Annotated in this window: 23 protein-coding genes and 1 pseudogene; 13 read left to right on the top strand and 11 right to left on the bottom strand. The window is 72.0% G+C overall.

All coding sequences use genetic code 11. The annotated features are described in order from the left end of the window. Nucleotides 1-22: 22 nt before the first annotated feature. The 4 genes from OG562_RS02475 to OG562_RS02460 all read right to left on the bottom strand — a co-directional run bounded on the left by OG562_RS02475 (nucleotide 23) and on the right by OG562_RS02460 (nucleotide 3,691). Complete coding sequence (locus tag OG562_RS02475) at nucleotides 23-712, bottom strand: HAD family hydrolase (protein WP_266408974.1); 690 nt, start codon at nucleotides 710-712, stop codon at nucleotides 23-25. Between the two features lie 539 nt (nucleotides 713-1,251). After that, on the bottom strand, nucleotides 1,252-1,923 hold the full coding sequence (locus OG562_RS02470) for a phosphatase PAP2 family protein (RefSeq protein ID WP_266393102.1): 672 nt from the start codon (nucleotides 1,921-1,923) through the stop codon (nucleotides 1,252-1,254). A gap of 136 nt (nucleotides 1,924-2,059) precedes the next feature. Further along, nucleotides 2,060-2,995 carry a M56 family metallopeptidase gene (locus OG562_RS02465; RefSeq protein ID WP_266393100.1) on the bottom strand — a complete coding sequence of 312 codons (936 nt, stop codon included), beginning with the start codon at nucleotides 2,993-2,995 and terminating at the stop codon, nucleotides 2,060-2,062. A gap of 111 nt (nucleotides 2,996-3,106) precedes the next feature. After that, entirely contained in the window at nucleotides 3,107-3,691 is a 585-nt protein-coding gene (locus OG562_RS02460; RefSeq protein WP_266393098.1) for a DUF5134 domain-containing protein, read from the bottom strand. Nucleotides 3,692-3,839: 148 nt separating this feature from the next. Between OG562_RS02460 and OG562_RS02455 the strand changes: the two genes are divergently transcribed. The 3 genes from OG562_RS02455 (at nucleotide 3,840) to OG562_RS02445 (ending at nucleotide 8,995) form a co-directional block, all read left to right on the top strand. Then, entirely contained in the window at nucleotides 3,840-5,552 is a 1,713-nt protein-coding gene (locus OG562_RS02455) for an FUSC family protein (RefSeq protein WP_266393097.1), read from the top strand. Beyond that, nucleotides 5,549-6,232 carry a MarR family transcriptional regulator gene (locus tag OG562_RS02450; protein WP_323187469.1) on the top strand — a complete coding sequence of 228 codons (684 nt, stop codon included), beginning with the start codon at nucleotides 5,549-5,551 and terminating at the stop codon, nucleotides 6,230-6,232. Before OG562_RS02455 ends, OG562_RS02450 begins: the two co-directional genes overlap by 4 nt. A gap of 201 nt (nucleotides 6,233-6,433) precedes the next feature. Beyond that, nucleotides 6,434-8,995, top strand: a complete 2,562-nt coding sequence (locus OG562_RS02445; RefSeq protein ID WP_266393095.1) for a cellulosome protein — start codon at nucleotides 6,434-6,436, stop codon at nucleotides 8,993-8,995. 42 nt (nucleotides 8,996-9,037) lie between these two features. On the opposite strand, the gene OG562_RS02440 is transcribed toward OG562_RS02445, so the two are convergent. Next, nucleotides 9,038-9,802, bottom strand: coding sequence for a VOC family protein (locus tag OG562_RS02440; protein WP_266393094.1), 765 nt, complete (start codon nucleotides 9,800-9,802; stop codon nucleotides 9,038-9,040). 73 nt (nucleotides 9,803-9,875) lie between these two features. After that, nucleotides 9,876-10,268, bottom strand: coding sequence for a VOC family protein (locus tag OG562_RS02435; RefSeq protein ID WP_266393091.1), 393 nt, complete (start codon nucleotides 10,266-10,268; stop codon nucleotides 9,876-9,878). A gap of 337 nt (nucleotides 10,269-10,605) precedes the next feature. On the opposite strand from OG562_RS02435, the gene OG562_RS02430 reads away from it, so the two are divergent. Beyond that, nucleotides 10,606-11,145, top strand: coding sequence for a GNAT family N-acetyltransferase (locus tag OG562_RS02430; RefSeq protein WP_266393088.1), 540 nt, complete (start codon nucleotides 10,606-10,608; stop codon nucleotides 11,143-11,145). 15 nt (nucleotides 11,146-11,160) lie between these two features. Here the strand turns inward: OG562_RS02430 and OG562_RS02425 are convergent, their stop codons facing one another. Continuing rightward, nucleotides 11,161-11,844, bottom strand: a complete 684-nt coding sequence (locus OG562_RS02425; RefSeq protein ID WP_266393085.1) for a glycerophosphodiester phosphodiesterase family protein — start codon at nucleotides 11,842-11,844, stop codon at nucleotides 11,161-11,163. A gap of 261 nt (nucleotides 11,845-12,105) precedes the next feature. Between OG562_RS02425 and OG562_RS02420 the strand changes: the two genes are divergently transcribed. The 6 genes from OG562_RS02420 to OG562_RS02395 all read left to right on the top strand — a co-directional run bounded on the left by OG562_RS02420 (nucleotide 12,106) and on the right by OG562_RS02395 (nucleotide 18,348). Beyond that, nucleotides 12,106-13,503 carry a DUF6421 family protein gene (locus OG562_RS02420; RefSeq protein ID WP_266393076.1) on the top strand — a complete coding sequence of 466 codons (1,398 nt, stop codon included), beginning with the start codon at nucleotides 12,106-12,108 and terminating at the stop codon, nucleotides 13,501-13,503. A gap of 41 nt (nucleotides 13,504-13,544) precedes the next feature. Then, on the top strand, nucleotides 13,545-14,291 hold the full coding sequence (locus OG562_RS02415; RefSeq protein WP_266393073.1) for an SDR family oxidoreductase: 747 nt from the start codon (nucleotides 13,545-13,547) through the stop codon (nucleotides 14,289-14,291). Between the two features lie 23 nt (nucleotides 14,292-14,314). Continuing rightward, entirely contained in the window at nucleotides 14,315-15,385 is a 1,071-nt protein-coding gene (locus OG562_RS02410; protein WP_266393070.1) for a low specificity L-threonine aldolase, read from the top strand. Nucleotides 15,386-15,485: 100 nt separating this feature from the next. Continuing rightward, a complete protein-coding gene (locus OG562_RS02405) occupies nucleotides 15,486-16,079 on the top strand; it encodes a transglutaminase family protein (protein ID WP_266393067.1) in 594 nt (197 codons plus the stop codon). A 47-nt stretch (nucleotides 16,080-16,126) separates the two neighbouring features. Beyond that, the gene (locus OG562_RS02400; protein WP_266393064.1) at nucleotides 16,127-17,473 is read left to right on the top strand and encodes a hypothetical protein; all 1,347 of its coding nucleotides are present in this window, start codon (nucleotides 16,127-16,129) and stop codon (nucleotides 17,471-17,473) included. Between the two features lie 227 nt (nucleotides 17,474-17,700). Further along, the gene (locus OG562_RS02395) at nucleotides 17,701-18,348 is read left to right on the top strand and encodes a tetratricopeptide repeat protein (RefSeq protein WP_266393062.1); all 648 of its coding nucleotides are present in this window, start codon (nucleotides 17,701-17,703) and stop codon (nucleotides 18,346-18,348) included. A 21-nt stretch (nucleotides 18,349-18,369) separates the two neighbouring features. On the opposite strand, the pseudogene OG562_RS02390 reads toward OG562_RS02395, so the two are convergent. The 4 genes and pseudogenes from OG562_RS02390 to OG562_RS02375 form a co-directional block, all read right to left on the bottom strand. Beyond that, nucleotides 18,370-19,244: pseudogene (locus OG562_RS02390) on the bottom strand (IS5 family transposase). A gap of 44 nt (nucleotides 19,245-19,288) precedes the next feature. Then, the gene (locus OG562_RS02385; protein ID WP_266393060.1) at nucleotides 19,289-20,308 is read right to left on the bottom strand and encodes a hypothetical protein; all 1,020 of its coding nucleotides are present in this window, start codon (nucleotides 20,306-20,308) and stop codon (nucleotides 19,289-19,291) included. 179 nt (nucleotides 20,309-20,487) lie between these two features. Continuing rightward, nucleotides 20,488-21,216 carry a 1-acyl-sn-glycerol-3-phosphate acyltransferase gene (locus tag OG562_RS02380; protein ID WP_266393058.1) on the bottom strand — a complete coding sequence of 243 codons (729 nt, stop codon included), beginning with the start codon at nucleotides 21,214-21,216 and terminating at the stop codon, nucleotides 20,488-20,490. A 189-nt stretch (nucleotides 21,217-21,405) separates the two neighbouring features. Beyond that, nucleotides 21,406-21,822 (bottom strand): DUF4395 domain-containing protein, encoded by a 417-nt coding sequence (locus OG562_RS02375; RefSeq protein ID WP_266393056.1) that lies wholly within the window; start codon nucleotides 21,820-21,822, stop codon nucleotides 21,406-21,408. A 75-nt stretch (nucleotides 21,823-21,897) separates the two neighbouring features. Between OG562_RS02375 and OG562_RS02370 the strand changes: the two genes are divergently transcribed. From OG562_RS02370 to OG562_RS02365, 3 genes are all read left to right on the top strand, one after another. Then, nucleotides 21,898-22,311 carry a thioredoxin family protein gene (locus OG562_RS02370; RefSeq protein ID WP_266393055.1) on the top strand — a complete coding sequence of 138 codons (414 nt, stop codon included), beginning with the start codon at nucleotides 21,898-21,900 and terminating at the stop codon, nucleotides 22,309-22,311. Nucleotides 22,312-22,406: 95 nt separating this feature from the next. Beyond that, the gene (locus tag OG562_RS45945; protein WP_323187468.1) at nucleotides 22,407-22,499 is read left to right on the top strand and encodes a putative leader peptide; all 93 of its coding nucleotides are present in this window, start codon (nucleotides 22,407-22,409) and stop codon (nucleotides 22,497-22,499) included. Between the two features lie 44 nt (nucleotides 22,500-22,543). Further along, nucleotides 22,544-23,053: a flavin reductase family protein gene (locus OG562_RS02365; RefSeq protein ID WP_266393054.1), complete on the top strand. Its 510-nt coding sequence runs from the start codon at nucleotides 22,544-22,546 to the stop codon at nucleotides 23,051-23,053. Nucleotides 23,054-23,188: the final 135 nt, after the last annotated feature.

The raw sequence follows: 23,188 nt of genomic DNA, 5'->3' as shown, positions 1-23,188 counted from the left end.
GCTGTCGCAGCCGTCGTCGCTCTCAGTTCACCAGGTCCAGCACCGGCCGCAGCCCGTCGGGGCGTTCGGCCGCCGGCAGATGGTCCACGAAGTGCACCCCGCAGCCCAGCGCCGCCGCCCCGCCGTCCGCCCGCCGGTCGTCGCCGACCATCAGGGTCGTCCGGGGATCGGCCCCGAGCGCCTCGCAGGCGGCCGTGAAAAGCCGTGGATGCGGTTTCTGCACACCGTGCTCGTACGACAGCGCATAGGTGTCGACGAACGGGTCCAGGCCGTGCTCGCGGAACACCGGCCGCAGGTCCCAGCCGATGTTGCTGACCACACCGACCCCGATCCCGCGCTCGCGCAGCCCGCTCAGCACCTCGAGGGCGTCCGGGTAGGGGGTCCAGGCCTGCGGGGTCATGTGCCGGTCGTACAGCGCGTCGTGCAGGGCCGGATCGGGCAGCGTCACCTGACGGGAGAGCCCGGTGTACGCGGCCCGGTGCGCCTGCGCGCTCTCGTCCCGGACCTGCCAGGTGTCCGCCAGCTCCTCGGGCAGCCGCACCGGATTCGCCCCGCCCGCCAGCGCGCCGGCCGTCTCCAGCGCCCGCGCCTTCTCGGCCAACTCCGTCTCGGACAGAGCGACGCCCGCGTCCTCCAGCACGGCGCGCAGCCAGGACTCGGTGGACTCGATGCGGAACAGCGTCCCGGAGAAGTCGAACAGCACGGCGGTCATGCGGACGATCCTATGAGCCTCGCGGATCCCGCGCGGGCGGTTTTCCCGGGGCAGGTTCCATACGAGCGGAAGATCGCCGTCGCAGAACACGCAGACGAAGACCCCCTCGCGCACCACGTTGTTCTCCTCGCAGCGCTCGCAGCGCCGGAACACCAGGGCGTGCGTGAAGCCGTCGGGCCGGGCGACCCCGGCCCGGTCCAGGGCGGCGGCGACCGCGGGCCACGAGTCGGGGTCGGGGCAGTAGCCGGTGGACTGGTTGCTGATCTCGTGCACCTCCCAGCCGTCGGACGTGCGGCGGAACGCGATCTCGCCCGCGCCGAGCACCTCCTCGCCGCCCGCGCAGGCCACGTGCTCGCTGCGCCGGGGCGCCAGCCGCAGCAGACCGTCCAGCCCGACGACGTACGTGAACGGCTCCCCGTCCGCCGCCGCGCCCGCCTCCAGGTCGGCGGTACGGCGGATCACCCGGCCCCCGGCCCCGGGAAGGACCGCCAGCCGTATGTCCTGCGGCCCCACATAGCCGTACCGCCGCCCCGGCATGCTCACGGACGCCACCGCAGCTGGGCCGCGATCGCCAGTGCCACCAGGAGCGCGCCCAGGAGCCAGCCGCCGAGGACGTCCGAGGGCCAGTGCACGCCCAGCCAGATCCGGGTCAGCCCCACGCCCGCCACGGAGACCGCCGCCGCCGCCACCGCCGTGCCCCACACGGCGCGGCTCGTGCCGTGGCGGTGCAGCAGCCACAGCAGGAGGCCGCACATCACCGTGGCGGTCATGGCGTGACCGGAGGGGAACGCCGCGTAGTGGGCGGAGTCGACCGGGTCGGGCCAGTGCGGGCGGGCGCGGCCGATCGCGGCCTTGAGGCCCTGCTGGACCAGCGTGCCCAGCGTCACCGTGGCGATCAGCCACAGCGCCGTCCAGCGCGCTCTGCGCCGCCACACCAGCCACACCGCGACCGCCGCGCCGAGCAGGCGCATCGTCAGCGGGTCCCAGACCCAGTCGGTGAGGACGCGGCAGACGTGCGTGAGGTCGGGGTCGGCGACGGCCCAGCGGTGGGTGGTGCGGGCGACGTCGCCGTCGAGGGAGACGAGGGGGTCCCACTCCACCGCGACCAGGACCAGGAGCACGACGGAGCACACGGCGAGGACCAGGGCTGCGCGTACGGTCCTGCGGAGGGCCGGGGTGCGGGGCGGGGTGTCGACGAGCTGGGTGTGCATACGGCGATCCTCGCCGACTCCCGGCGCCGGAGGCCAACCCGGGGGGCGCCTGCGCCTGTACGGCCCGGTGCGCGCTCGGCCCACCCCGTACGCGGGGAACCCGCCCGGTGTGCGCCCGGCTCGCCCCGTCGTGCGCTCAGCCCAGCGCCCGCAGCCCCGGGACCAGTGCCACGAGCACCGGGATCACCGGCACCAGCGAGGCGGTCGCCGTCAGCCGCAGCCGACGGGCCGCCGTGAGCCGGTCCGGGGGCGTGAGCAACCGGTGGACCCGCTGGGGGACATGGGCCTGCGGGGTGGGTGCGGGGCCGAACACGCCCCGGTCCTCGTTGAGTTCGACCAGGGCGAGGGCGGTCGTGAGGCGGCCGAAGCGACGGGAGGCCATGTCGTCGGCGGCGAGTTCGACCAGCCGGTGCATCTCGTAGCGGAACGCGGCGAACACCGGCACCTGCGGAAACCCGACGGCCAGCGCGGCCGAGCAGTGCAGCAGCCAGTCGTGCCGCGCCTGGGCGTGTCCCTGCTCGTGCGCGAGCACGGCATCGAGCTGACGCCCCTTCAGACGCTGCAACGCGGCTGTGGTGACCACCAGTTGGGGTGCGGCTCCCGGCAGCCACCAGGCGTCGGGCCGCTTGCCCTCCAGTACCACGAGCCGCCCGGCCGCCGCCTCCTCGCCCGGCAACAGCGGGGCCCGCAACCGTAGTTCGGTCCGCCGGGTCCGACGCCGGGTCCTGGCCCGCACGATCTCGCGCACGAGCATCGCCCCGCTCCACAGCCCGGCGCAGGCGAGCGCCACCGCGGTCGCCGCCGCCCAAGGGCCGGTCGCCCCCAGCGCGTAGGCGTCCACGACCCCGCGCGGCGCGGGCGCGAAGACCGGCCCGCGCACCGCCTGCCAGGCCGCCGCCGCACTGAGCGTCATCGACAGTGCGCAGCACAGCAGCACCGCCGCCACCGCGCACTGCCACGCCCACAGGGCGACCACCGGTTCGCGGTCCGTCCAGTCGGCCCGGGCGATCAGCCGGGGAGCGGCCACAGCGGTCAGGACGCCGAGCATCAGCAGGACCGCGGGGACCATCATGAGCAGCACCCTATGAGCGGCGCACCGCTCGGGGGTACGGCTTGTTACGGCAAAGTGACGCAGACCACGGGCGAGTGACGTGGGCCACGGCCCCCGCCGGGTGTTCGGGCGTCACATGGTCAGCAGCATGGCGAGCATCCCGATCCCCATCGACAGCCGGCACGCCCGCGCCAGTTCGGGCCGGTCGCTCCAGCCGAGGGCGCCCACCCCTGTCCTGGTCCCGTCCCCGTCCCCGACCCCGGCGACCGGCACCAGCCGTATCCCGGACAGCAGGACGTACCCCGTGAAGTAGAGCAGCAACGCGCCTGTCAGCAGGGGGAGTCCGGAGCCGCCGTACCCGTGTGCGTGAGGGTGGGGCGCGGGCGACGCCGTCATGGCGACGGCCATGTAGACCATGGCCCCGGCCCCCACCAGATGGTGCAGATGGTGTGCGCTCGACCGGGTCGCCCACAGGGCCCACAAGGTCCGCAGCGCCGCCGCGCCGAAGACCGTCGCGTACACCGGCCAGGCCCATGAGGGCGGGCTGAGCGCGGCCGTCGGCACGGCCATCACCGCCATGCCGAACCCCATGAGCGCCTCACCGCCCGCGGCCCGGCGCTGCTCCTCGACATGGCTGCGCATCCGCAGCAGGCAGTAGGTCCCGGTCGCCGCACACAGCGCGACCAGCAGCCAGCCGGGCGAAGCCGGTCCGGGCATGCGCACCTCCCCGCTCGACGTTCGCGATCGATCGAGAGATGCGATGCCCAGGGCGCGCGGCCCCCACGCGAGCGCACGCAAGCGCAAGGGAGCACTTAACGGGGCGCGGAATTCATTTACAGATAAAACACCTGCTAAATTAATACCCATGCCCGGACGACCGCCCCCGCCACCCCTGTCCTCACGACCGGCCCTGCCCCTGGCCGGTGCGCTGCGCCTCGGCCGGCCTTCCGACATCTGGTTCAAGCCCGCCCTGAGCGTGGTCGCCGCCGGCGCCCCGCCGAACCTGATCCTGCTGGCGCTCGGCCGCCTCGACCTCGCCATGTACACGATGGCCGGATCCCTGTGCGCCCTGTACGCCCACCACCGCCCGTACGCCGCCCGCGCCCGGGTCCTGGCCTGGGTGGTGCTGGGCATGACCGCCGGACTGGCCGTAGCCCTGCTCGCGGCCTCGCTCACTGCGAACGCCGTCGTCCTCGTCACCGTCGGCGCGCTCCTCGCGGCCGCGCAGAAGACCCTCTGCGACGCGACCCGGCTGGGCCCGCCCGCGAACGTCGTCCTCACCTTCATCAGCTCCGCCGCGCTGTTCGCGCCGCAGACCCTCGGACAGATCCCCGGCCATCTCGGGCTGGCCCTCGCCGCCGGCGCCTGGGCCTGGCTGATCGGCATGGCGCCGGGGCTGCTGCGCCCGCACGGCCCGGAGCGCCGCGCCACCGCCCACGCCCTGAACACGGCCGCCGCGTACGCCTCCCCGGCCTCCCGCGCCACCGACTCCACGTCGGACGGCGTCGGCGTGGGCGACGGCGCCGGATCCGCCCGGACCCGAGCCGCCGCGGCCGCCGCCGTCCACGCCGCCTGGCAGACCCTGCTGTCCGCGCCCGCCGGCCCGTCGCGCCGCGCCCTGGAACGGCTGGTCGTGCGCGCCGAGGTCGCCCTCGCCGCCCCCGCCGACACCGACCCGGAGCGGCTGCGCGGCTGGGCCCGCGAGCTGCGCGGCGCGGGTCCCCTGCCGCACCCCGGCGACCTCGTGGACGACGGCGAACTCCTCGGCGTCGACGTCCAACGGGCCGCCGGACAGCCGCCGTTGCGGCGCAGGCTCGGCCCGCTCACCCCGATCGCCGTCCGCACCGCCCTGGGCTGCGCCCTCGCCGGATACGTCTCCCTCGTCCTCGGCGTCGGCCGTCCCTCCTGGGCCCTGGTCACCGCCGCCTCCCTCTACCAGGCGAACGTCACCCTCACCTGGAGCCGGGGCGTCCAGCGCGTCGTCGGCAACCTCGTCGGGGTCCTCGCCTTCGCCGCGCTCGTCCCGCTCGCCCATGTCCACCAGGCCGCCCTCGTCCTGGTCTGCCTCGCCCTCAACTTCGGCGCGGAGGCGCTGATCGGCCGCAACTACTGGCTCGGCAGCGTCTGCGTGACCCCGATGGCCCTGCTCATCACCGAGTTCGCCCAGTACCAGGACGCGGGCCGGCTGATCACCGAGCGGATCCTCGACACCCTGGTCGGCGCGGTCGTCGGCTTCGCCGCCGCGGTCGCCGTCACCAACCGCCGCGCCGGCGACCGCCTCGGAGACGCCCTGACGGCCGTCGAGCGCGCCCGCGAGCACGCCGCCCGCCTCCTGGCCGACCCCCGCCCGGCCCCCGGCGCCCTGGACTCCGCCCGCCGCTCCCTCGCCGCCGCGCTGGTCGACCTGCGCGCCACGGCCGACGCCGCCTCCGGCGAGTGGTGGCCGCGCGCCCTGCCCCAGGAGCGGGTCGTCGCAGCCGAGCGGACCGGACACCGTACGCTCGCCGCGACGGTACGGAGCCAGGGGCTGCTCCTGGACGGGGACGCGAGCGCGAGAGCGGAGGGCGTACGGCGATGACGTCGACGCAGGGACGACCGACGGCCGGAGACGGGACGAAGGACGGGGAGGTCGTCGACGGGGCGAGTGGCGAGGCGGGCGCCACGGGGGTCGGTGCGGCGCGAGCCGATGTCGTCGCTGCGGTCGCCGACCGGGGGAAGGCCGATGAGCCGGCGGCCGCGGCCGCCGCCGGGGAGAGGGCCGACACGGTCGCCGCGGTCGTGCGGCAGTGGCAGGCCGTGCGGCCCGACCTCGACACCGGCCCGATGGAGATCATCGGCCGGGTCAACCGCTGCGCCGCCCTCCTCCAGCAGGCCGAGGACGCGCCGCTGCGCCGGGCCGGGCTCAGCCGCCCGGAGTTCGACCTGCTCGGGGCGCTCCGCCGTACGGGACACGAACTCACCCCCGGGGAACTGGCCCGCGAGACCTTCTCCTCCGGGGCCGCCGTCACCAAGCGCCTCAAGCAGCTCACCGAGCGGGGGCTGGTGGAGCGCCGCGGCGACACCCGTGACCGCCGGGTCGCCCATGTCCGCCTCACGGACGCCGGACGCGAGCTCGTCGACGGCATCCTGCCGGAGCAACTCGCCTACGAGAGCGCTGTGCTGTCCGCCCTGGCCGGCGATCGGCAGGGCGAACTGGCGGATCTGCTCGGCGAGTTGCTGAGCCGCCTCGAAGGGCGCATGCGGACGCTCCGGGTCTGAGCACTGAGCACTGAGCACTGAGCACTGAGCACTGAGCACTGAGCACTGAGCACTGAACGCCGAACGCCGAACGCCGAACGCCGAGCTGCGAGTGCCGGGCGCTGCACGGCCGTTGACGCCGGCCAGTCGATCTCCTTACGTTCTAGCAGGTCGATTCGATGGACCGACCGCCGCTCGAAATCCCGAACGAAGGATGGTGCCGTGCCGGTCGAGACCCCCCACGAGGCCGCCCCCGAGACCCTCACCGTCGACCTCGGCGCGGACACGGGTCCCTTCCACGGCGGCGCGAGCGGCACGCTCTACGGCCTCTACGGCGAGGGCGTGCCCAGCCGCACCCTCATCGAGGGCATGGCTGTCCGCACGGTCGCGACCAAGGCCCAGGACGGTGTCCAGCACCCCGGCGCGGACGCCCTGGAGATCCTGCCGTCGTTCGTCGCCGCGGGCGGCCGGGACGTGTACGTCTACGTCCCCGACATCTACCGCGGCTTCCCCTACGAGTGGCCCGGCGCCACGGGCGAGGAGCGCCTCGCCGACCTGAAGGAACGCGTCCGCCGACAGGTCGCGCACGTCGGCACGCTCGGCGCGCTGCGCTCCCACGTCGTGTACGTGCCGTTCAACGAACCCGAGGGCAACATGTTCGGCGAGGGGGAGTGGAGCCACGACCGGGTCTCCTGGCGCACCGTACCCGGCCCCTACTTCACGGCCTGGCGGGACGTGCACCGCATGATCAAGAGCCTCGACCCCGAGGCGCGCATCGCGGGCCCGAACACCTGCCTCCTCTACCCGGAGGTCAGGGGATTCCTGGAGTTCGCCCGGGACCACGACGTCCTGCCCGACGTCGTCACCTGGCACGAGCTGTCCTCACCCGACGAGATCCGCACCAGCGTCGCCCGATACCGGGACCTGGAAAGGGAGTTGGGGATCGGCCCGCTCCCGGTGAACATCAACGAGTACGCGCACAACTACCACCTCTCCGTCCCCGGCCAGATGATCCAGTGGATCGCCGCGATCGAGGAGTCGAAGGTCGACGCCGACATGGCGTACTGGAACATCGCCGGCAACCTCAACGACTCGGCGGTGGGCTCGCACCACGGCAACGGGCAGTGGTGGCTCTTCAACGCCTACGGCCGGCTGACCGGGAACACGGTCCGGGTGACCGCACCCCACCCCAACGTGCAGTACACCCTCCAAGGCGTCGCCGCACTCGACCGGGACAAGCGCCAGGCCCGGGTACTGTTCGGCGGCTCGGGCGGCACGGCGCGGATCGTCGTCGAGCACGCCGACCTCCTCGGCGCAGTCGTGCGCGCACGACTGGAGGAGATCCCCTGGACCGGCCAACTCGGCGCGAGCGCACAGCCGTTGCTGCTCCAGGAGACCGAACTGCCCTTGACCGAGGGCACGGTGACGCTCCCCCTCGCCGACCTCGACGAGATGTCCGCCTACCAGCTCACCCTCTCGCCCGGCGGCCACGGCGCCGCTCTCCGACCGCCCTCCGTCCTCTGGCGGCGCGCCTACGAAGCGGAGGACGCCGTGCACACCGGAAGCGGTCGCGTGCTGCACGGGCCCGAGGGATCCCCGTCCGACGTGGGGAAGTTCGCCACCTCCGGCGGCCACCACGTGGGCGGTCTGCGCACCGGCTCCGACCTCGTCCTCGCCTTCGACGTCGAGGTCCCGCGGGACGGCGCGTACGACGTCTCCGTCTTCGCGGGCTCCCACAACGAGGCAGAGCTGGTCCGGGAGTCGGGCCCCGCCAACGTCTTCCTGCGCGTCGACGGCGAACGCCCGCAGGAGCTGCTGCTGCCCGTCGGCTACCAGTGGGCCGTATGGGGCCGCACCGACACCCGGATCGCCCTGACCGCGGGACGCCACACCCTCACCCTGGCCGCCCGCGACCCCGAACTCGGCGTCACCCGGGGCGACGCGGTCGTCGACCGTCTCACCCTGGCCCTGTACGAGGACTCCTGCGACGCCGTGTACGACGCCGTGCACGCCTCCCTCGGCGGCGACGCCCGCATCGACCACACCGGCCAGGGCGCGGTCGTTCCGGCGCACGGCGGCGATGTGACCTTCTGGGTGCACGCGGCCGACGACGGCGAGGCGAGCGTGACCGTCGACCGACTCGGCGTGGGGGAGGGCCGGTTGACGGTCAACGGCGAGGATGCAGGAAGCCTCGGCGAGGGGGCCGTACCCCTCTTCCTGAACGGCGGAGTCAACAAACTGACCGTCACCGGGACGTCGTCGGAACACCTGGTCGTACGGCGGCTGTCGGTGGGCCCCTCCCGTGGGCTGCTGCCGACGCGCACCTACCCGGCCGAGGACGGCGTCCTGACCGGCGCCGCCCGCGTGACCGGAGCCCTCTCGTACGCCACCGGCGGCAAGGCCGTCTACGGGGTCGGGGCCGGACCCGCGAACGCGCTCGCCCTCACGGTGACCGCCGAGCGCGACGGCCGGCACGCCCTCACGATCCGCTACTCCAACGGCGAGCAGGCGCCCGCCACCCACTACAACCCGGACCCCCTCTGCCGGCACGCGGACCTCCGGGTCGGCGCCGCAGCCCCGCAGCGCGTGCTGTTCCCCACCACCTTCCACTTCGACAACTTCGCCCAGCTGTCCGTCCCCGTCACCCTGCGCCGCGGTCCCAACACCCTCACCTTCACCGCCGACGAACTCACCGACTTCGACGGCGTCACCCGCAACCCGCACGGCCAACGCTCCGCGTACGCCCCCGTGTTGGACCAGGTGACGGTGACACCACTGGCCTGAGACCGGCCCGGGAACGCCGTACGAACCCGGCCCGCCCCCTCGTCACCCCTCGTCGCCCGCCCGGTACACGCCGAACACCGCGCCCGGCGGATCCCGCAGCACCGCGATCCGCGGGCCGTCCGGCACCGTGGCGGGCTCCATGAGCGCGGTCCCGCCCGCCTCCACCGCCGTCCGCGTGGTCGCGTCCACGTCGGCCACCGCGAAGTACGGCAGCCAGTGCGAAGGCACCTCCGGCGGGAACTTGTCGTCCATCGTGATCATGCCGCCGAAGTCCGCGCCGCCCACGCCCCACTGCGTGTAGTTCTCCGAAGGGCGCACGGTCCAGCCGAACACCGTGGTGTAGAAGGCCTCCGACCGTGCGGCGTCGCGGGTCAGCAGCTCCACCCAGCCCAGCGAGCCGGGCGCGTTGAACAGCCCGGCGCCCGGAAAGGCCCGCGCCTGCCACAGCTGGAACGCGGCGCCGCCCGGATCGAGGGCGACCACGAAACGGCCCACGTCGAACACGTCCATCGGCCCGACCAGCACCTTCCCGCCGGCCTCCGCGACCAGCCGGGCGCTGACATCGGCGTCGGTCACCGCGAAGGACACGTTCCAGGCGCACGGCTGCGCCTCCTGGTACAGGGGAGTCAGCGCGGCTACGGCCGCCTCGCCGAGGTGCGCGACGGTGTAGCCGCCCGCCTCCTGCCGCGGATCCGTCTCGGCCCGCCAGCCGAACAGTTCCGCGTAGAACCGCTTCGCCGCCTCCAGATCACTGGTGCCCAGCTCCGCCCAGCAGGGCCCGCCGGGCACCGGCGCGTCGAGCTTCATGGCGTTCCTTCCGAAAGGGAACAACCCCCTCCAGCACGCTAAGCCCGGCCCCGCGCCCCGGCATCCGGTGAGGTCACAGACCCGGCCGGTACCGGATCGGATGGTCAGCAGGGACCTCCACCAGCACGATCGGCGTCCCGTCCGGATCCTCGATCCACATCTCGAGAAGCCCCCACGGCTCCTTCACCGGCGCCCGCACGATCCCGACCCCCTTCGCCCGCAGCTCCTCGTGCGCCGCCGTCACGTCCGCGACCTGCAGCCACAGCCGTACGGCGGGATCCGGCGCCGTCGGCGACCGTCCCGACACCTCCAGGAAGCCCCCGCCGAGGAAGTAGACGACCCCGCGCTCCGGCCCCGTACCGAACTCGCGGTAGACGGCCAGGCCCAGCTGCTCGCCGTAGAAGGCACGCGAAAGCTCGGGGTCGGTGGGGCGGAGGAGGGTTCGACTGCTGAGTACATGCACCATGCAGCCGAGCCTAAGGACCTGTCCGGCCGATCATGCCGAAGACGCGGGGTCTGGCACGCACTCCCCCAGAGGGGGGACCCCCACGGCGTTGTCGTCGGTTGCCGACTCCCCCACTCTCGACTTCGCTCGAGCGGGGGGACCCCCATCGCGTCGACGTCCTCCTCCGCCTTGCAGCTGCACGCACCAGACCCCGCTCACCCTCGCTTCAAGGCCCCGCCCGTTTCCTGCGACTTGATCGGCCGGACAGGCCCTAGCCAGGGGGTTACCCTGACCGGTGCCCGAGCCGCACCGCAGACGCAGACACAGACGCCGTCGACGCAGAACCGGAGAACCGCCCATGGACACCGCCGCCACCGGACTCACCTTCCGCGACGCCACCGACGCCGACGTGGACGCGCTCGTCGCGCTCGTGGAGTCGGCGTACCGCGGGGACGACAGCCGGGTCGGGTGGACGACCGAGGCGGACATCCTGGAGGGGCAGCGGACCGACCCGGAGGGCGTTCTCGACGTCATCAAGTCGCCCGACAGCCGGCTGCTCATCGTGGAGCAGGAGCGCCGGATCGTGGCCTGCTGCCAGCTCGAACACCGCGGTGACCACGCCTACTTCGGCATGTTCGCGGTCAGCCCGACGGCACAGGGCGCAGGGCTCGGCAAGACGGTCATCGCTCAGGCCGAGCGCCAGGCCCGCGAGACCTGGGGCGTCAGCGAGATGCACATGACCGTGATCTCCGTACGCGACGACCTCATCGCCTGGTACGAGCGCCGCGGCTACCGCCGCACGGGACGCATGACCCCCTTCCCCTACGGCGACGAGCGGTTCGGCATTCCGCAGCGCGACGACCTCCAGTTCGAGCTGCTGGTCAAGCCGTTGGTCTGAGCCGCGTTCGGGAGCTCACGCCGTGAAGCGGCCCGTGCGCCGGATCTCGGGGTAGTCGGTGGTCGCGCCGTCCAGCTCCAGGGCGCGTACGAGCCGGAGCTGGTCCTGGGTGTTGACCACCCAGCCGATGATCCTCAGGTCCCGCTTGCGCGCCTCCTCGACGATCTCCAGGGTGAGCCGCCGCAGGTTCAGGCACAGGGTCGCGGCGCCCGCGTCCACGGCGCGGTCGACGATGTCGAGGCCGTAGCGGCTGCCGATGAGTGCGGTGCGCACCCCGGGCACCAGCCGGGCGATCTCGGCGACGGCCTCGTCGTGGAACGAGGACACCTCGACCCGTTCCGCCAGGTTGCGCACGCGCATCACCTCGGCCAGCGCCCGGGCCGCCTGCACGTCCTTGATCTCGGCCTGGATCGGCATCGTCACGGCATCCAGGACCTCCTCGAAGACCGGCACGCGCTCCCCGCGCCCCGCGTCGAGGGTGCGCAGCTCCGCGAGCGTCTGGTCCGCGACAGGGCCGGTCCCGTCGGTCGTGCGGTCCACGTCGGGATCGTGCATGACCACGAGGGCGCCGTCCTTGCTCAGATGCAGATCGAGCTCGACCACGTCGAGGCCGGCGTGCTCGGCGGCGACGAAGGAGCGCAGCGTGTTCTCGGGCTCGACGCCCATGACTCCGCGGTGACCGATGGTGAGGAAGTTCAAGTCCGGACTCGCTTCCGTCGACTGCGGGGGGTGGAGAAGCCCGCAGCCTAACCGTCCCGGGCCGTCATGGACACGTGTCCGCGCCATGGGGCGCCCGGCCGCGGGTCCGTTAGCGGAAGCGCTCGCCCCATCGATGTCCGACAGGAAAAAGTGCCGTGAATATGTGGGTGCACAGGATAATTTCCCGAGGGCCGCCTTGCAGGAGGAAACCCCGTATGCATACGGTGTCCATACGCGAGGTTCTCCCGTGGAGGATGGGACATGACAGAAATTCTTGTGCAGGCGGCTGTGGAGGAGCGGGTTCCTCCCGCGAACAGGGTGGTGGAGCACCCGGCGTGGCCCGTGCTCAAGGATGCCGTGGAGCGGATCCGGCCCTGGCAGTCGAAGGACGGGTCGATCGACTTCACGGCCGAGAACGCCCCCCGCCGGGTGGAGGCCGAGCAGACCGTCCGCCAGGTGATCGAGGCGGTCGAGGGCCTGTCCGGGCTGCTCCCGCACGACACCGGCTACCACGGGGCCCTGGTCGAGGACCTGCGGGCGTGGGCCGAGGGCGGCTTCGGGGTGCCGGACTTCCTGGACTCCCTGCTGGCCTTCCAGCCCGCCGCGAACCGCCGGGACGGCCTCCAGCACCTGGTCGTCTTCCCGATGTACACGCAGAACGGCAACCCGGACCGCAACCTCGAGGCGGTCGTCCTGCGCATGGTCTGGCCCGACTGGCTGGCCGAGCTGGAGGCGACCCGCTACGACAACCCGCTGTTCTGCGGCATCACCTTCGAGGACTTCACGGCCGGCTACGACACCAACTCGGCCGTGCTCTTCCCGGAGACCATCGCCGTCAGGGAAGCGCCGGAACGTTTCTCCTGGGGTGGCATCTTCTGCGACCGCGAGGCCGCGCGCTTCCGCCGGGTCACCGACGCCGCCGTCGGCATCCTGGGCCTCCAGCTCCCCGAGGACATCGCCGCCATGGTCCACGACCAGAAGCGCTGCGAGGAGGCCTTCGTCCTGTGGGACATGGTCCACGACCGCACCCACAGCCACGGCGACCTGCCCTTCGACCCGTTCATGATCAAGCAGCGCCAGCCGTTCTGGATGTACGGCCTGGAGGAGCTGCGCTGCGACCTCACCGCCTTCAAGGAGGCCGTGAAGCTGGAGGCCGACGGCGTCCCGCAGGCCCGTGACGTGCAGTACGCGGTCCTCTTCGACCGCATGTTCCGCTTCCCGGTCACCGGCGAGCGCGTCCGCAACTACGACGGACTCGGCGGCCAGCTCCTCTTCGCCTACCTGCACCGGCACGACGTCGTCCGCTGGACCGACAACAAGCTGCACATCGACTGGCAGCGCGCCCCGCAGGTCACCAACCAGCTGTGCGCCGACATCGAGCAGCTCTACCGCGACGGCATCGACCGCCCGAAGCTCGTCCACTGGTTCGCCGGCTACGAGCTGGTCTCCGGCTACCTCGCCCCGCACCCGGGATCCAAGTGGGCCAAGGGCCCCGACGCCCTGGACCTGACTCAGCCGCCGCGGAAACTCGTGGATGACGTGCTTCCGGACGAGTTTCCGCTGAGCATGTTCTATGAGGCACTGTCCAAGAAGCTGAAGAACGTGATCGCCTCCACCAAGGGCATCACGGCGGACGGCGCCGAGCGGATCGCCGCGTGAGCGACCTGCGTACCGAGAACACTGCTCAGGAGGCGAGGAACATGGGGAACGGGGCTCTCAGCGGTGCGGTGATCGCGGTGGCCGGCGCGGGCGGACCCGCAGGCCGTGCGGCACTGCTCAAGCTCGCTCAGGAAGGCGCGACCGTCGTCGGCTCGGACAACGACCCCGAGCGTCTGGCGGAGGCCGTCGACCACGCCCGCTACGAGGCCGGCGGCGCCACCGTCACCGGCGACACGGTCGACCTGCTCGACCTGAACTCGGCCCGTGACTGGGCCACCCGCATCGAGAAGGACTTCGGGCGCGTCGACGGCCTGGTCCACCTCGTCGGCGGCTGGCGCGGCGGCGAGACCTTCACCAAGACCAGCCTCGACGACTGGGACTTCCTGGAACTGCTGCTCGTCAAGACCGTGCAGCACACCTCCCTCGCCTTCCACGAGGCGCTCCAGCGCAGCGAGCGGGGCCGGTACGTCCTGATCAGCGCCGCCGGCGCCAGCAACCCCACCGCGGGCAACGCCGCCTACGCAGCCGCCAAGGCCGCCGCCGAGGCGTGGACGCTGTCGATGGCCGACTTCTTCCGCAAGGCCGGGGGCGCCGAGGGGCCGACCTCCGCGGCTGCGATCCTGGTGGTGAAGGCGCTGGTGCACGACGCGATGCGCGCCGACCGCCCCAACGCGAAGTTCGCGGGCTTCACGGACGTCAGCGACCTGGCCGAGGCCATCGCCGAAGTCTGGAACAAGCCCGCCGCCGAAGTGAACGGACAGCGTCTGTGGCTCACCGAGCAGCCGTGAACCCCGTACATCCCGTGAACCCCGTGAACCCCCCGAAAACCGACGCCCGCCGTCATCACGACCCGGAGGTCCGCGGTTTCGCCAGCGACAACTACGCCGGGGTCCACCCGGAGGTGATGGCCGCCCTGGCCCTGGCCAACGGCGGCCACCAGGTGGCGTACGGCGAGGACGACTACACGGAGAACCTCCAGCGGATCGTCCGCAGCCACTTCGGGCCCACGGCGGAGGCCTTCCCGGTCTTCAACGGCACCGGCGCCAACGTCGTCGCGCTCCAGGCGGTCACCGACCGCTGGGGCGCGGTGATCTGCGCCGAGAGCGCCCACATCAACGTGGACGAGGGCGGCGCGCCCGAGCGCATGGGCGGCCTGAAGCTGCTCACCGTGGCCACGCCCGACGGCAAGCTCACCCCCGAGCTGATCGACCGGCAGGCCTGGGGCTGGGAGGACGAGCACCGTGCGATGCCGCAGGTCGTCTCGATCACCCAGAGCACGGAACTGGGCACCCTCTACACGCCCGACGAGATCCGTGCGATCTGCGACCACGCCCACGCCCACGGCATGCGGGTCCATCTGGACGGCTCCCGGATAGCCAACGCGGCCGCGTCGCTCGACGTGCCGATGCGGACGTTCACCAACGCGGTCGGCGTGGACATCCTGTCGCTGGGCGGGACCAAGAACGGCGCGATGTTCGGCGAGGCGGTCGTCGTCATCGAGCAGGACGCGGTCCGCCGGATGAAGCACCTGCGCAAGCTGTCCATGCAGCTCGCCTCCAAGATGCGCTTCGTGTCGGTGCAGTTGGAGGCGCTGCTCGCCAAGGACCTGTGGCTGCGCAACGCCCGCCACGGCAACGCGATGGCGCAGCGGCTGGCGGAGGGCGTGCGGTCCGTGCACGGGGTGGAGATCCTCTACCCCGTGCAGGCCAACGGCGTCTTCGCCCGGTTGCCCCACGATGTGAGCGAGCGCCTGCAGAAGAGGTTCCGGTTCTACTTCTGGGACGAGGCGGCCGGCGTGGTGCGCTGGATGTGCGCCTTCGACACGACCGAGGACGACGTGGACGCGTTCGTCGCCGCGGTCAAGGAGGAGATGGCGCGCTAGCGGCGGGGCGTGGTCGCGGGCCCAGGCATTCATGCATAGGTATGCGATCATCTGGAAAGTCATTGACTCCCAGGTGATCGTTTTCCTATGCTCTCCCGACATGGAGCTGATCCAGGAGAACCCCGACCTGTCCGCCTATCTCTGCGCTGACGATGCCATCGACCACCACCACCCGCTCGTCCGACAGACGGCCGCCCGTCTCGCGCAGGACGCGCAGGACTCGTATGCCTATGCACGCCTGGCGTTCGAGTTCGTCCGCGACGCCATTCCCCACTCGCAGGACTCCGGAGACCTGCGCGTCACCTGGCGCGCCTCCGACGTGCTGGAGCAGGGGACGGGCGTCTGTTACGCCAAGGCCCACGCCTTGACCGCGCTGCTGCGGGCCGAGGACATCCCGACGGCCCTGTGCTACCAGCGGTTCGCGCACGACGGCGGCGAAGGACACGCCCTGCACGGGCTGGTCGCCGTGCGCTTCAACGGGGCCTGGCACCGCCAGGATCCGCGCGGCAACAAGCCCGGCGTCGACGCCCGGTTCTCGCTCGACGGCGAACAGCTGGCCTTCGTACCCGAGGCCGAGGCGGGCGAACGGGACTACCCCGGTCTGTACGCCGTACCGCACCCGGCCGTGCTGAACGCGCTGCAGGCCGCCGTGGACCGCCCGCACCTCTGGCAGACCCTCCCCGCCGCACTCTGAGCACCCCGCCGCCCGCCCGTCCGATCGCGGTCGCTAACCTCCCCGGCATGCGCGATGGGGGAGAGGCCCGCGAGGCCGATGCGGACGGAAACACGGACGGAAAATCTGACGGAAACGACGAGACGCAGGGGGCGGAACGGCCGCCGGAGCGCCAAGAGCATCCGGAACATCCGGAAGGCCGGTCCGAGGACGCCGCGGAGGCGGTCGAGGGTGCGGCACACCCCGGTGAGCGGCCGGCCTCCGTGCCCGCGCGCCTCGCCGCCCGGCTGCGCAAGCACTGGCTGATCGCCTCGGCCGTCGCCCTCGCGCTCCTCGCGACCGGCGCCGCCGTGCCGATCGTCCTCGCCGACTCCGGGGACGGCGCCCCCTGCCAGGAGATCCCCGCCGCCACCCGTGCCCTCGCCGAGGACCCGGCCGCCGCGACCCGCGCCCTGGACCCGGGCGACGACCTCGACCGGTTCGACGCGGTACGGGAGTTGCTGGTGCACGAGCATCCGTGCGGCGACGGCGCGAAGGCGCTCGGCGAGGTCGTGGACGCGGCCACCCGGGCCACCGGGAGCGGCAGGACGCACACCCTGGCCCAGGCCCGCGGCGCCTTCGCCGTCGCCGCCGCGCTCGACGGGGTCGAACTGCCCGAGGGCATGGCGCCGGGCGTGGCCCGCATGCTCGCCCAGTACGTCATCGACCAGAACCGTTTCCTGAGCGCCGACGACCACGCCGTACGCCCCGCCGTCCCCGCCGACCTGGCCGCGCTCGACGACCAGGGCTGGACGACGTACGGCCGCTTCCTCGCGCCCGGCGAGGCGCACGCCGACTTCGAGCACACGCAGCCCTACTCGGACGTCGAGGCGGACCCGGAGCGGCTGATCGGCGAACTCGCCAAGGACCCACGGGCGTTCGCGATCCTCTACGACTCCGAGCGGGCCTGGCTCGCCTACTGCCTGGAGCGGCTCGACGACCGGGGCGGCGACCCCGACTACCGTCCCGGGCCGGCCGAGAAGGGGCTCGATCCCGACTCCACCACCACCTGGGTCGACATCGACCTCGAGCACATGACCGACCGGATCGGCGTCCTGATGAAGTACCGCGCCCGCTACGCCCGCGACGGCACGATCCCCGACCTCGCCGCCTTCGACGCGACCGTGCGCCGGTCCACGCGCGGCAGCTTCCAGCCCGCGGCACGGCAGCTGAGCAGCCGACTGCCGATGGGCGACATCGCGCGGCGGCCCGTCTCCGGACCGGTGAAGGGCGATCTGATGGACGCCCGGCATCAGTTGCTCACGGTGGTCGACGCGTGGGCGACGGCGCGGAAGACGCCCAAGACGCGCGCGGCGGCGATGCGGCAGCTCATCGACGACCGGTACGTGCGGCAGCTCTGGCTGTCCGTCTACTGACCGCGCGGCGGCGAGAACCCGGCCGGGATCGGCGGGACTCGGCCGGGCTAGGGCCTGTTGCGAAAGCCACGGACGGCTGGGCTCGACTGCCCAAGCAAGCCTCTCGAGGGGAAGCCGACGGTCAGGGTCGGCGGGATGGTGAGCGCGGGCGTTCAAAAATGGCCGTCTTCCGCCGGAGCACGGAGATAGCGTCGGCGCTGCCATCATCCAACGGGAGGGGTAGAGGTATGCAAGGACAGGGCTGGATCGAACGTGCGGGAGAGCTGTTCGAAGCGGCGATGTTCGGCGGGGACACGTCCGCGCTGGACCGGTCCGATGACGTGCTGGACGCGGTCGAGGCGCCGCTTTCCATGGCGCGGGGCAAGGTACTGCACGTCCGCTTCCTGAACGACCGCGAGGAGAATAGCGAGGAACTGGTGCTGTTCGAGCGCGCGGCCGAGTTGTACGAGCGTCTGGGGGATGCGTCGGGTGAGGCGGACGCGCTGTTCTGGGTTGGCTGCTGGCACCAAGTGGTCAAGGGCGACGGTGCCACTGGCAGGCCATACTTCGAGCGGTCGTACGCGCTGGCGAAATCCGTCGACGACCGGATGACGATGTCGTATGCGATTCGCCACCTGGGCTTCGCCGACAAGGACGCAGGCCACTTCGATCAGGCGCGCGAGCGGCTGACCGAATCGGTGACATTGCGCCGGGAGATCGGTTTCAGGCCAGGGGAAGCGGCTGGTCTGGTGGCGCTGGCCTACCTCGCGGCCGAAACCGGCGACCCATCGGCGGCGTTCCACCACCTCGACGAGGCCCAGTTGGTCGCCGAGAGCTGTGGTGCCAAGGCCGTGTCGGGGTGGATCGACAAAGCCCGCACACTCATCCACTCCTAGCAACTGATGGGAAACTGCTGGTCACAGCCACTCGTTGAGGACTGCGACCAGCACGGTCGCCTCGTAGCGGACGGCGAGCTTGTCGTACCTCGTGGCCACGGCCCGATGTCGCTTTAGGCGATTGATCCCGCACTCGACGGCATGCCGCTCGCGGTAGTCGGTCTTGTCGAACGTCGGCGGCCGGCCGCCTCGGGAGCCGAGCTTCTGACGGTTGCGGACGCGATCCGCCGGGACTGGGATGGTCGCCTTGATTCCGCGCCTTCGCAGGTAGGCTCGGTTACTGTGGGAGTCGTACGCCTTGTCGGCCCGCACCCGGTCCGGGCGTCTGCGGGGTCGGCCCCGACCGAGCCGGGGCACCCGGATCGCTTCCAGGACCGGTTCGAACTGTGGCGAGTCACCCCGCTGACCGGCTGTGATCACGATGGACAGCGGCTTCTGTCCCTGCTCGACGGCAAGGTGGATCTTGGTGGTCAGCCCGCCCCGGGAGCGTCCGAGACCGTGGTCGGCCGGCTCGGCGGCGATGCCGCCGGGCGGCTCCTTTTGAAGGTCCCCCTTTTCGCCGCCCCGGCGGCGTGCTGGTGGGCCCGGCAGACGGTGGAGTCGACGTTCACGTCCCAGGTGATCAGGCCCTTCGCGTCGGCCTCAGCCTGGAGCTGGGTGACGATCCTGGCCCAGGTGCCATTGCGCTGCCAGCGGCGGAACAGGTCATAGACCCGGTCCCAGGGGCCGTAGCGTTCCGGCACGTCGCGCCAGGGGGCACCGGTCCGGATCCGCCACCGTATGCCGTCTATGAGCTGCCGCCGCGTCCACACCGGCGGGCGGCCCGGCTTGATGCCCTGCGCCAACAGCGGCTCCAGCCGGGCCCACTGCCCGTTCGTCAGATCACCACGTCCCACAGGACCTGATCATCTACGACCAAGATCCACTTTCGCAACAGCCCCTAGCCGTTCATCCGGAGATCCGAGCAGTCCCGCCGCTTCACCTGCTCCTCTGCGAACGCCTCCAGCAGGGCACGCCGTTTGTCCGCGTCGACGCCCGGCACCTCGTCGGGCGCGTCGACGGCGAAGTGGGCGGCCTCGCCGTCGCAGCGGGCGCTCGCGCTGAGGGGCGGTGCGTCGTCGTTGTCGCCGGAGACCAGACGGGTGCTCCAGTCGCCGAACCAGGCGGCGAAGTCCAGCCGTTGCTCGCCGTCGTCGGTCGACTCGTCCCCGGCGGAGGCGCTGCACGTGCCCGTCGGGGCCGCGTCGTCGAGGCCGACCGCGACCTTCCAGCGCGTCGGGTTCGGCAGCCCCGCCCCGGCCAGCCAGCCGCAGGCGGTGTCGCGGGCGGAGTCGAGCGGGACGGTCTTCGGGCTCTTCTCGGGATCCGCCGGACCCACCCCGCTCGGCGCGGTGAGCGGATCGGCGCCGCAACCCAGGCGCTTGGCGGCGGTGTTGACGAACGCGACGGCCGTCTCGTACGAAGCGGGACGGATCCAGGAGGCGTTGCGGCTGATCGAGGCACGCACCAGCATCTTGCGCGGCCGTCCGTCTTCGTCCTTGCCCAGGTCGGGGCACCGGAGCAGGAATTCCAGGACGCCCCGGCCCGTGACGAACCCGGGCAGGCCCGCGGACATGGGCGCCTGAGTCTCGAAACCGTTCCGGTTGAAGGCCCACATCAACTCGCGGTCCTGGTCGTCGCGTTGGGTGTAGGCCTCCAGGACCAGCATCTTCCAGTCCGCGCTGTGGTCGCCGCCGACGGTGACCGTGCACGCGTAGTCCCCGAGCTCGGGCACCGAGCCCGAGCCGGTGTCGGTGACATGGGAGCCGTCGGGGACCAGATCGCGCAGCGCGTCGTCGGGCAGCGCGCCGTCGCAGGCCGAGCGGATCAGCCACCACTCGTGGACGTACGGCTGGGCGATCCAGCCGCCCAGTCCCAGTACCGTCGCAGCCGCCACCGACACCTTGATCCAGCGCCGCATCTTCGCCCCCGTAGCGCGTTCGGCAGACAACAGCCGGGGACGACAGCGGGACGACGGTCACCCGAACGGCCCCGGACCCCCGGCTTGGTTATGGCCGGGACCCTATCGGCCGCCACAGCGCGCCCGGGGCGCGGGGTCGCACAAGCGAACGTCAGCCGGCGCGGACCGCCGGGCAGAGGTCAGCGGGCCTCGGCCGCGCGCACCTGCTCCGGCGTCGGGGCCGTACCGCCCAGATGGGCCGGCATCCACCAGGTGTCGTCGGCGTCCTTGGGGCGGACCGGGTAGGCGCGCTGAGCGGCCTCCAGCAGCTCCTGGACGCGCTCGCGCAGCTGCCGGGTGATGGCGCCCGCGTACTTGTCGCGGGAGGCCTCGATCGCCTCGCCGACCCGGATGGTGATCGGGGTGTGGCTGCGCTTGAAGTTGCGCGGGTGCCCCTTCGTCCACAGGCGCTGGGTGCCCCACACGGCCATCGGGATCAGCGGGACGCCCGCCTCCTGGGCCATCCGGGCGGCGCCCGACTTGAAGCTCTTCAGCGTGAACGACTCCGAGATCGTGGCCTCGGGGAAGACCCCGACGATCTCGCCCGAGCGCAGCGACTGCAGCGCGTGCGCGTACGCCGTCTCGCCCTGCTTGCGGTCCACGGGGATGTGCTTCATCCCGCGCATCAGGGGGCCGGAGATCTTGTGCCGGAAGACGGACTCCTTCGCCATGAAACGAACGAGACGTTTCTGCGGGAGCGCGGCCAGGCCGTCGAAGATGAAGTCGAGGTAGCTGATGTGGTTGCTCACGAGCACGGCTCCGCCCGAGCGCGGGATGTTCTCCGACCCCTTGCAGTCGATCTTGAGGTCCCAGACCTTGAACAGGGTCTGGGCGAGGCCGACGGCGGGACGGTAGACAAGCTCTGCCATGGGCGGGGCGGACCCTTCCTTCTCTCTGCCCGGGAGGCGAATCCCAATGGGCAAAGTTACGCAGCCGTAGGTTTACGGCATCTCGCAGATCGTGCCCGAAGAACGGCCGGGGAGCCAGCCCTGACGCTCCACAACGACGAGATCCTCGTCACTCGCCCCCTTGATCCACCTTGTGCTTTTAAGTCGCCTTTACTCCGCTCGTACCGTCACCCGCCGCGCGAGCAGGTACATCTCGCAGCCGAGGCAGTACCCGAAAGCGGCATTGAGGAAGGCCGCCGCCAGCGCCGCGCCGGTCGCCGCCAGCCCCAGCCAGTCGGGTCCCAGGGTGAAGCCGACCAGCCCGAGGGCCGCGAAGGCGAGTCCCACCGCCTGGGCGAACCGCGGGGGCTGCGGCGACTCGAACTCCGTCGGCGGCCCGATCCGCGGCCGCACCGCCGTCCGGAACACCCAGGCGTACGGGGAGCGCCCGACCCCGCCCGCCGCGCCGAGCGCGAACGCCAGCGTCTGCCAGGCCAGCAGCCAGGCGCTCCCGGTGACCAGCGCGACCGCGAGCACCAGGGTCGTCAGGGCCGCCGCGAAACGCGGGCCCCTCGCATCGATGTCCATGAATCAAGCATTCCGCAACCGTCACGCTTCCGGGGGCCGGGAATCTTTGCAGTCTCGTGAACGGTTGTGCGGGAGATGACCGGACTGATGGTGTGCGTGGCGGTGCTCGCGGCGGCGAGCGTGTACGGAGTGCTGCAACGGCGGCGGAGCGGGAGGGTACGGGTGGGCGGGCGCGACGACGGCAGACGACTCGGAGCGGACCGGCTGGGCGGTGAACTCGGCGAGCGCGCCACGCTCGTGCAGTTCTCCAGCGCCTTCTGCGCGCCCTGCCGGGCGACCCGCCGGGTCCTGGGCGAGGTGGCGGACGTGGTCCCCGGCGTCGCCCACATCGAGATCGACGCCGAGGCGCATCTGGACCTCGTTCGCGAACTCGACATCCTCAAGACGCCGACCGTGCTGGTCCTGGACGCCGACGGCCGGATCGTCCGGCGCGCCACCGGCCAGCCCCGCAAGGCCGACGTCATCGCCGCCCTGGGGGAGGCCGTGTGAGGTCCTTGCGTACGCGCGGCTTGGGTGCGGTGAGTCAGCTCCCAGATGCCGGAACGTACTTGACTGCGCGCACCACCTATCGTCAGCCTGACCGTATGTCTGAGGAACTTCTGGAGGAACTCCTTCTCCACGGACGGGTCCACGTCGACCTCGTCCGTACCGCGAGCGCGCGCTGTCCGGGCCGCTGAGCAGTCCCGCCCCCGCTCGTCGTCTCTCGCAGAAGGACAACTCCATGACGGCCACGCCCGACCTCGGCACCTCCCAGCTCGCCTCGCCCGACCTGCTGCGCTCCGTCTTCCGGCGGCACGCGGCGGGAGTCGCCGTGATCACCGCCGCCGGCGCGTCCGGTCCGGTCGGCTTCACCGCCACCTCCCTCTCCTCCGTCTCCGCCGAGCCCCCGCTGCTCTCCTTCGGCGTCGGCACCGGCGCCTCCAGCTGGCCGGCGCTCTCCGGGGCCGACCACGTCGGCGTGCACATACTCGGCGAGCACCAGCGGGAGCTCGCCGCCACCTTCGCCAGGAGCGGCGCCGACCGCTTCGGCGCGCCGACGGCCTGGCGCGAGGGCCCCGAGGGGGTCCCCGTGCTCGACGACGTGCTCGCCTGGCTGGTGTGCCGGGTGGTCGCGCGCGTGCCTGCGGGAGATCACCGCATCGTGCTGGCCGAGGTCGTCCTCGGAGACCCGGCCGGCACGGGCCGCCCGCTGCTCTACCACCAGGGGCGGTTCACCGCCTTGCGGGATTGATCACTGCCCGGCCCTCCTGCGAAGCCGTCGAGTTCCGATTACGCTGCGTTGCAAAGGTCACAGTTCAAAGCGCTTGCTTAGCGGGGAAGAACTGGGTGTACTGACGAGTAATATTTCGGTCGGAGCGCAGGCCGC

Source organism: Streptomyces sp. NBC_01275, assembly GCF_026340655.1.
In the GTDB taxonomy this organism is placed as follows: Bacteria; Actinomycetota; Actinomycetes; order Streptomycetales; family Streptomycetaceae; genus Streptomyces.
Note: the sequence above shows the minus strand (reverse complement) of the source record. Positions and strands in the feature narration are given on the sequence as shown.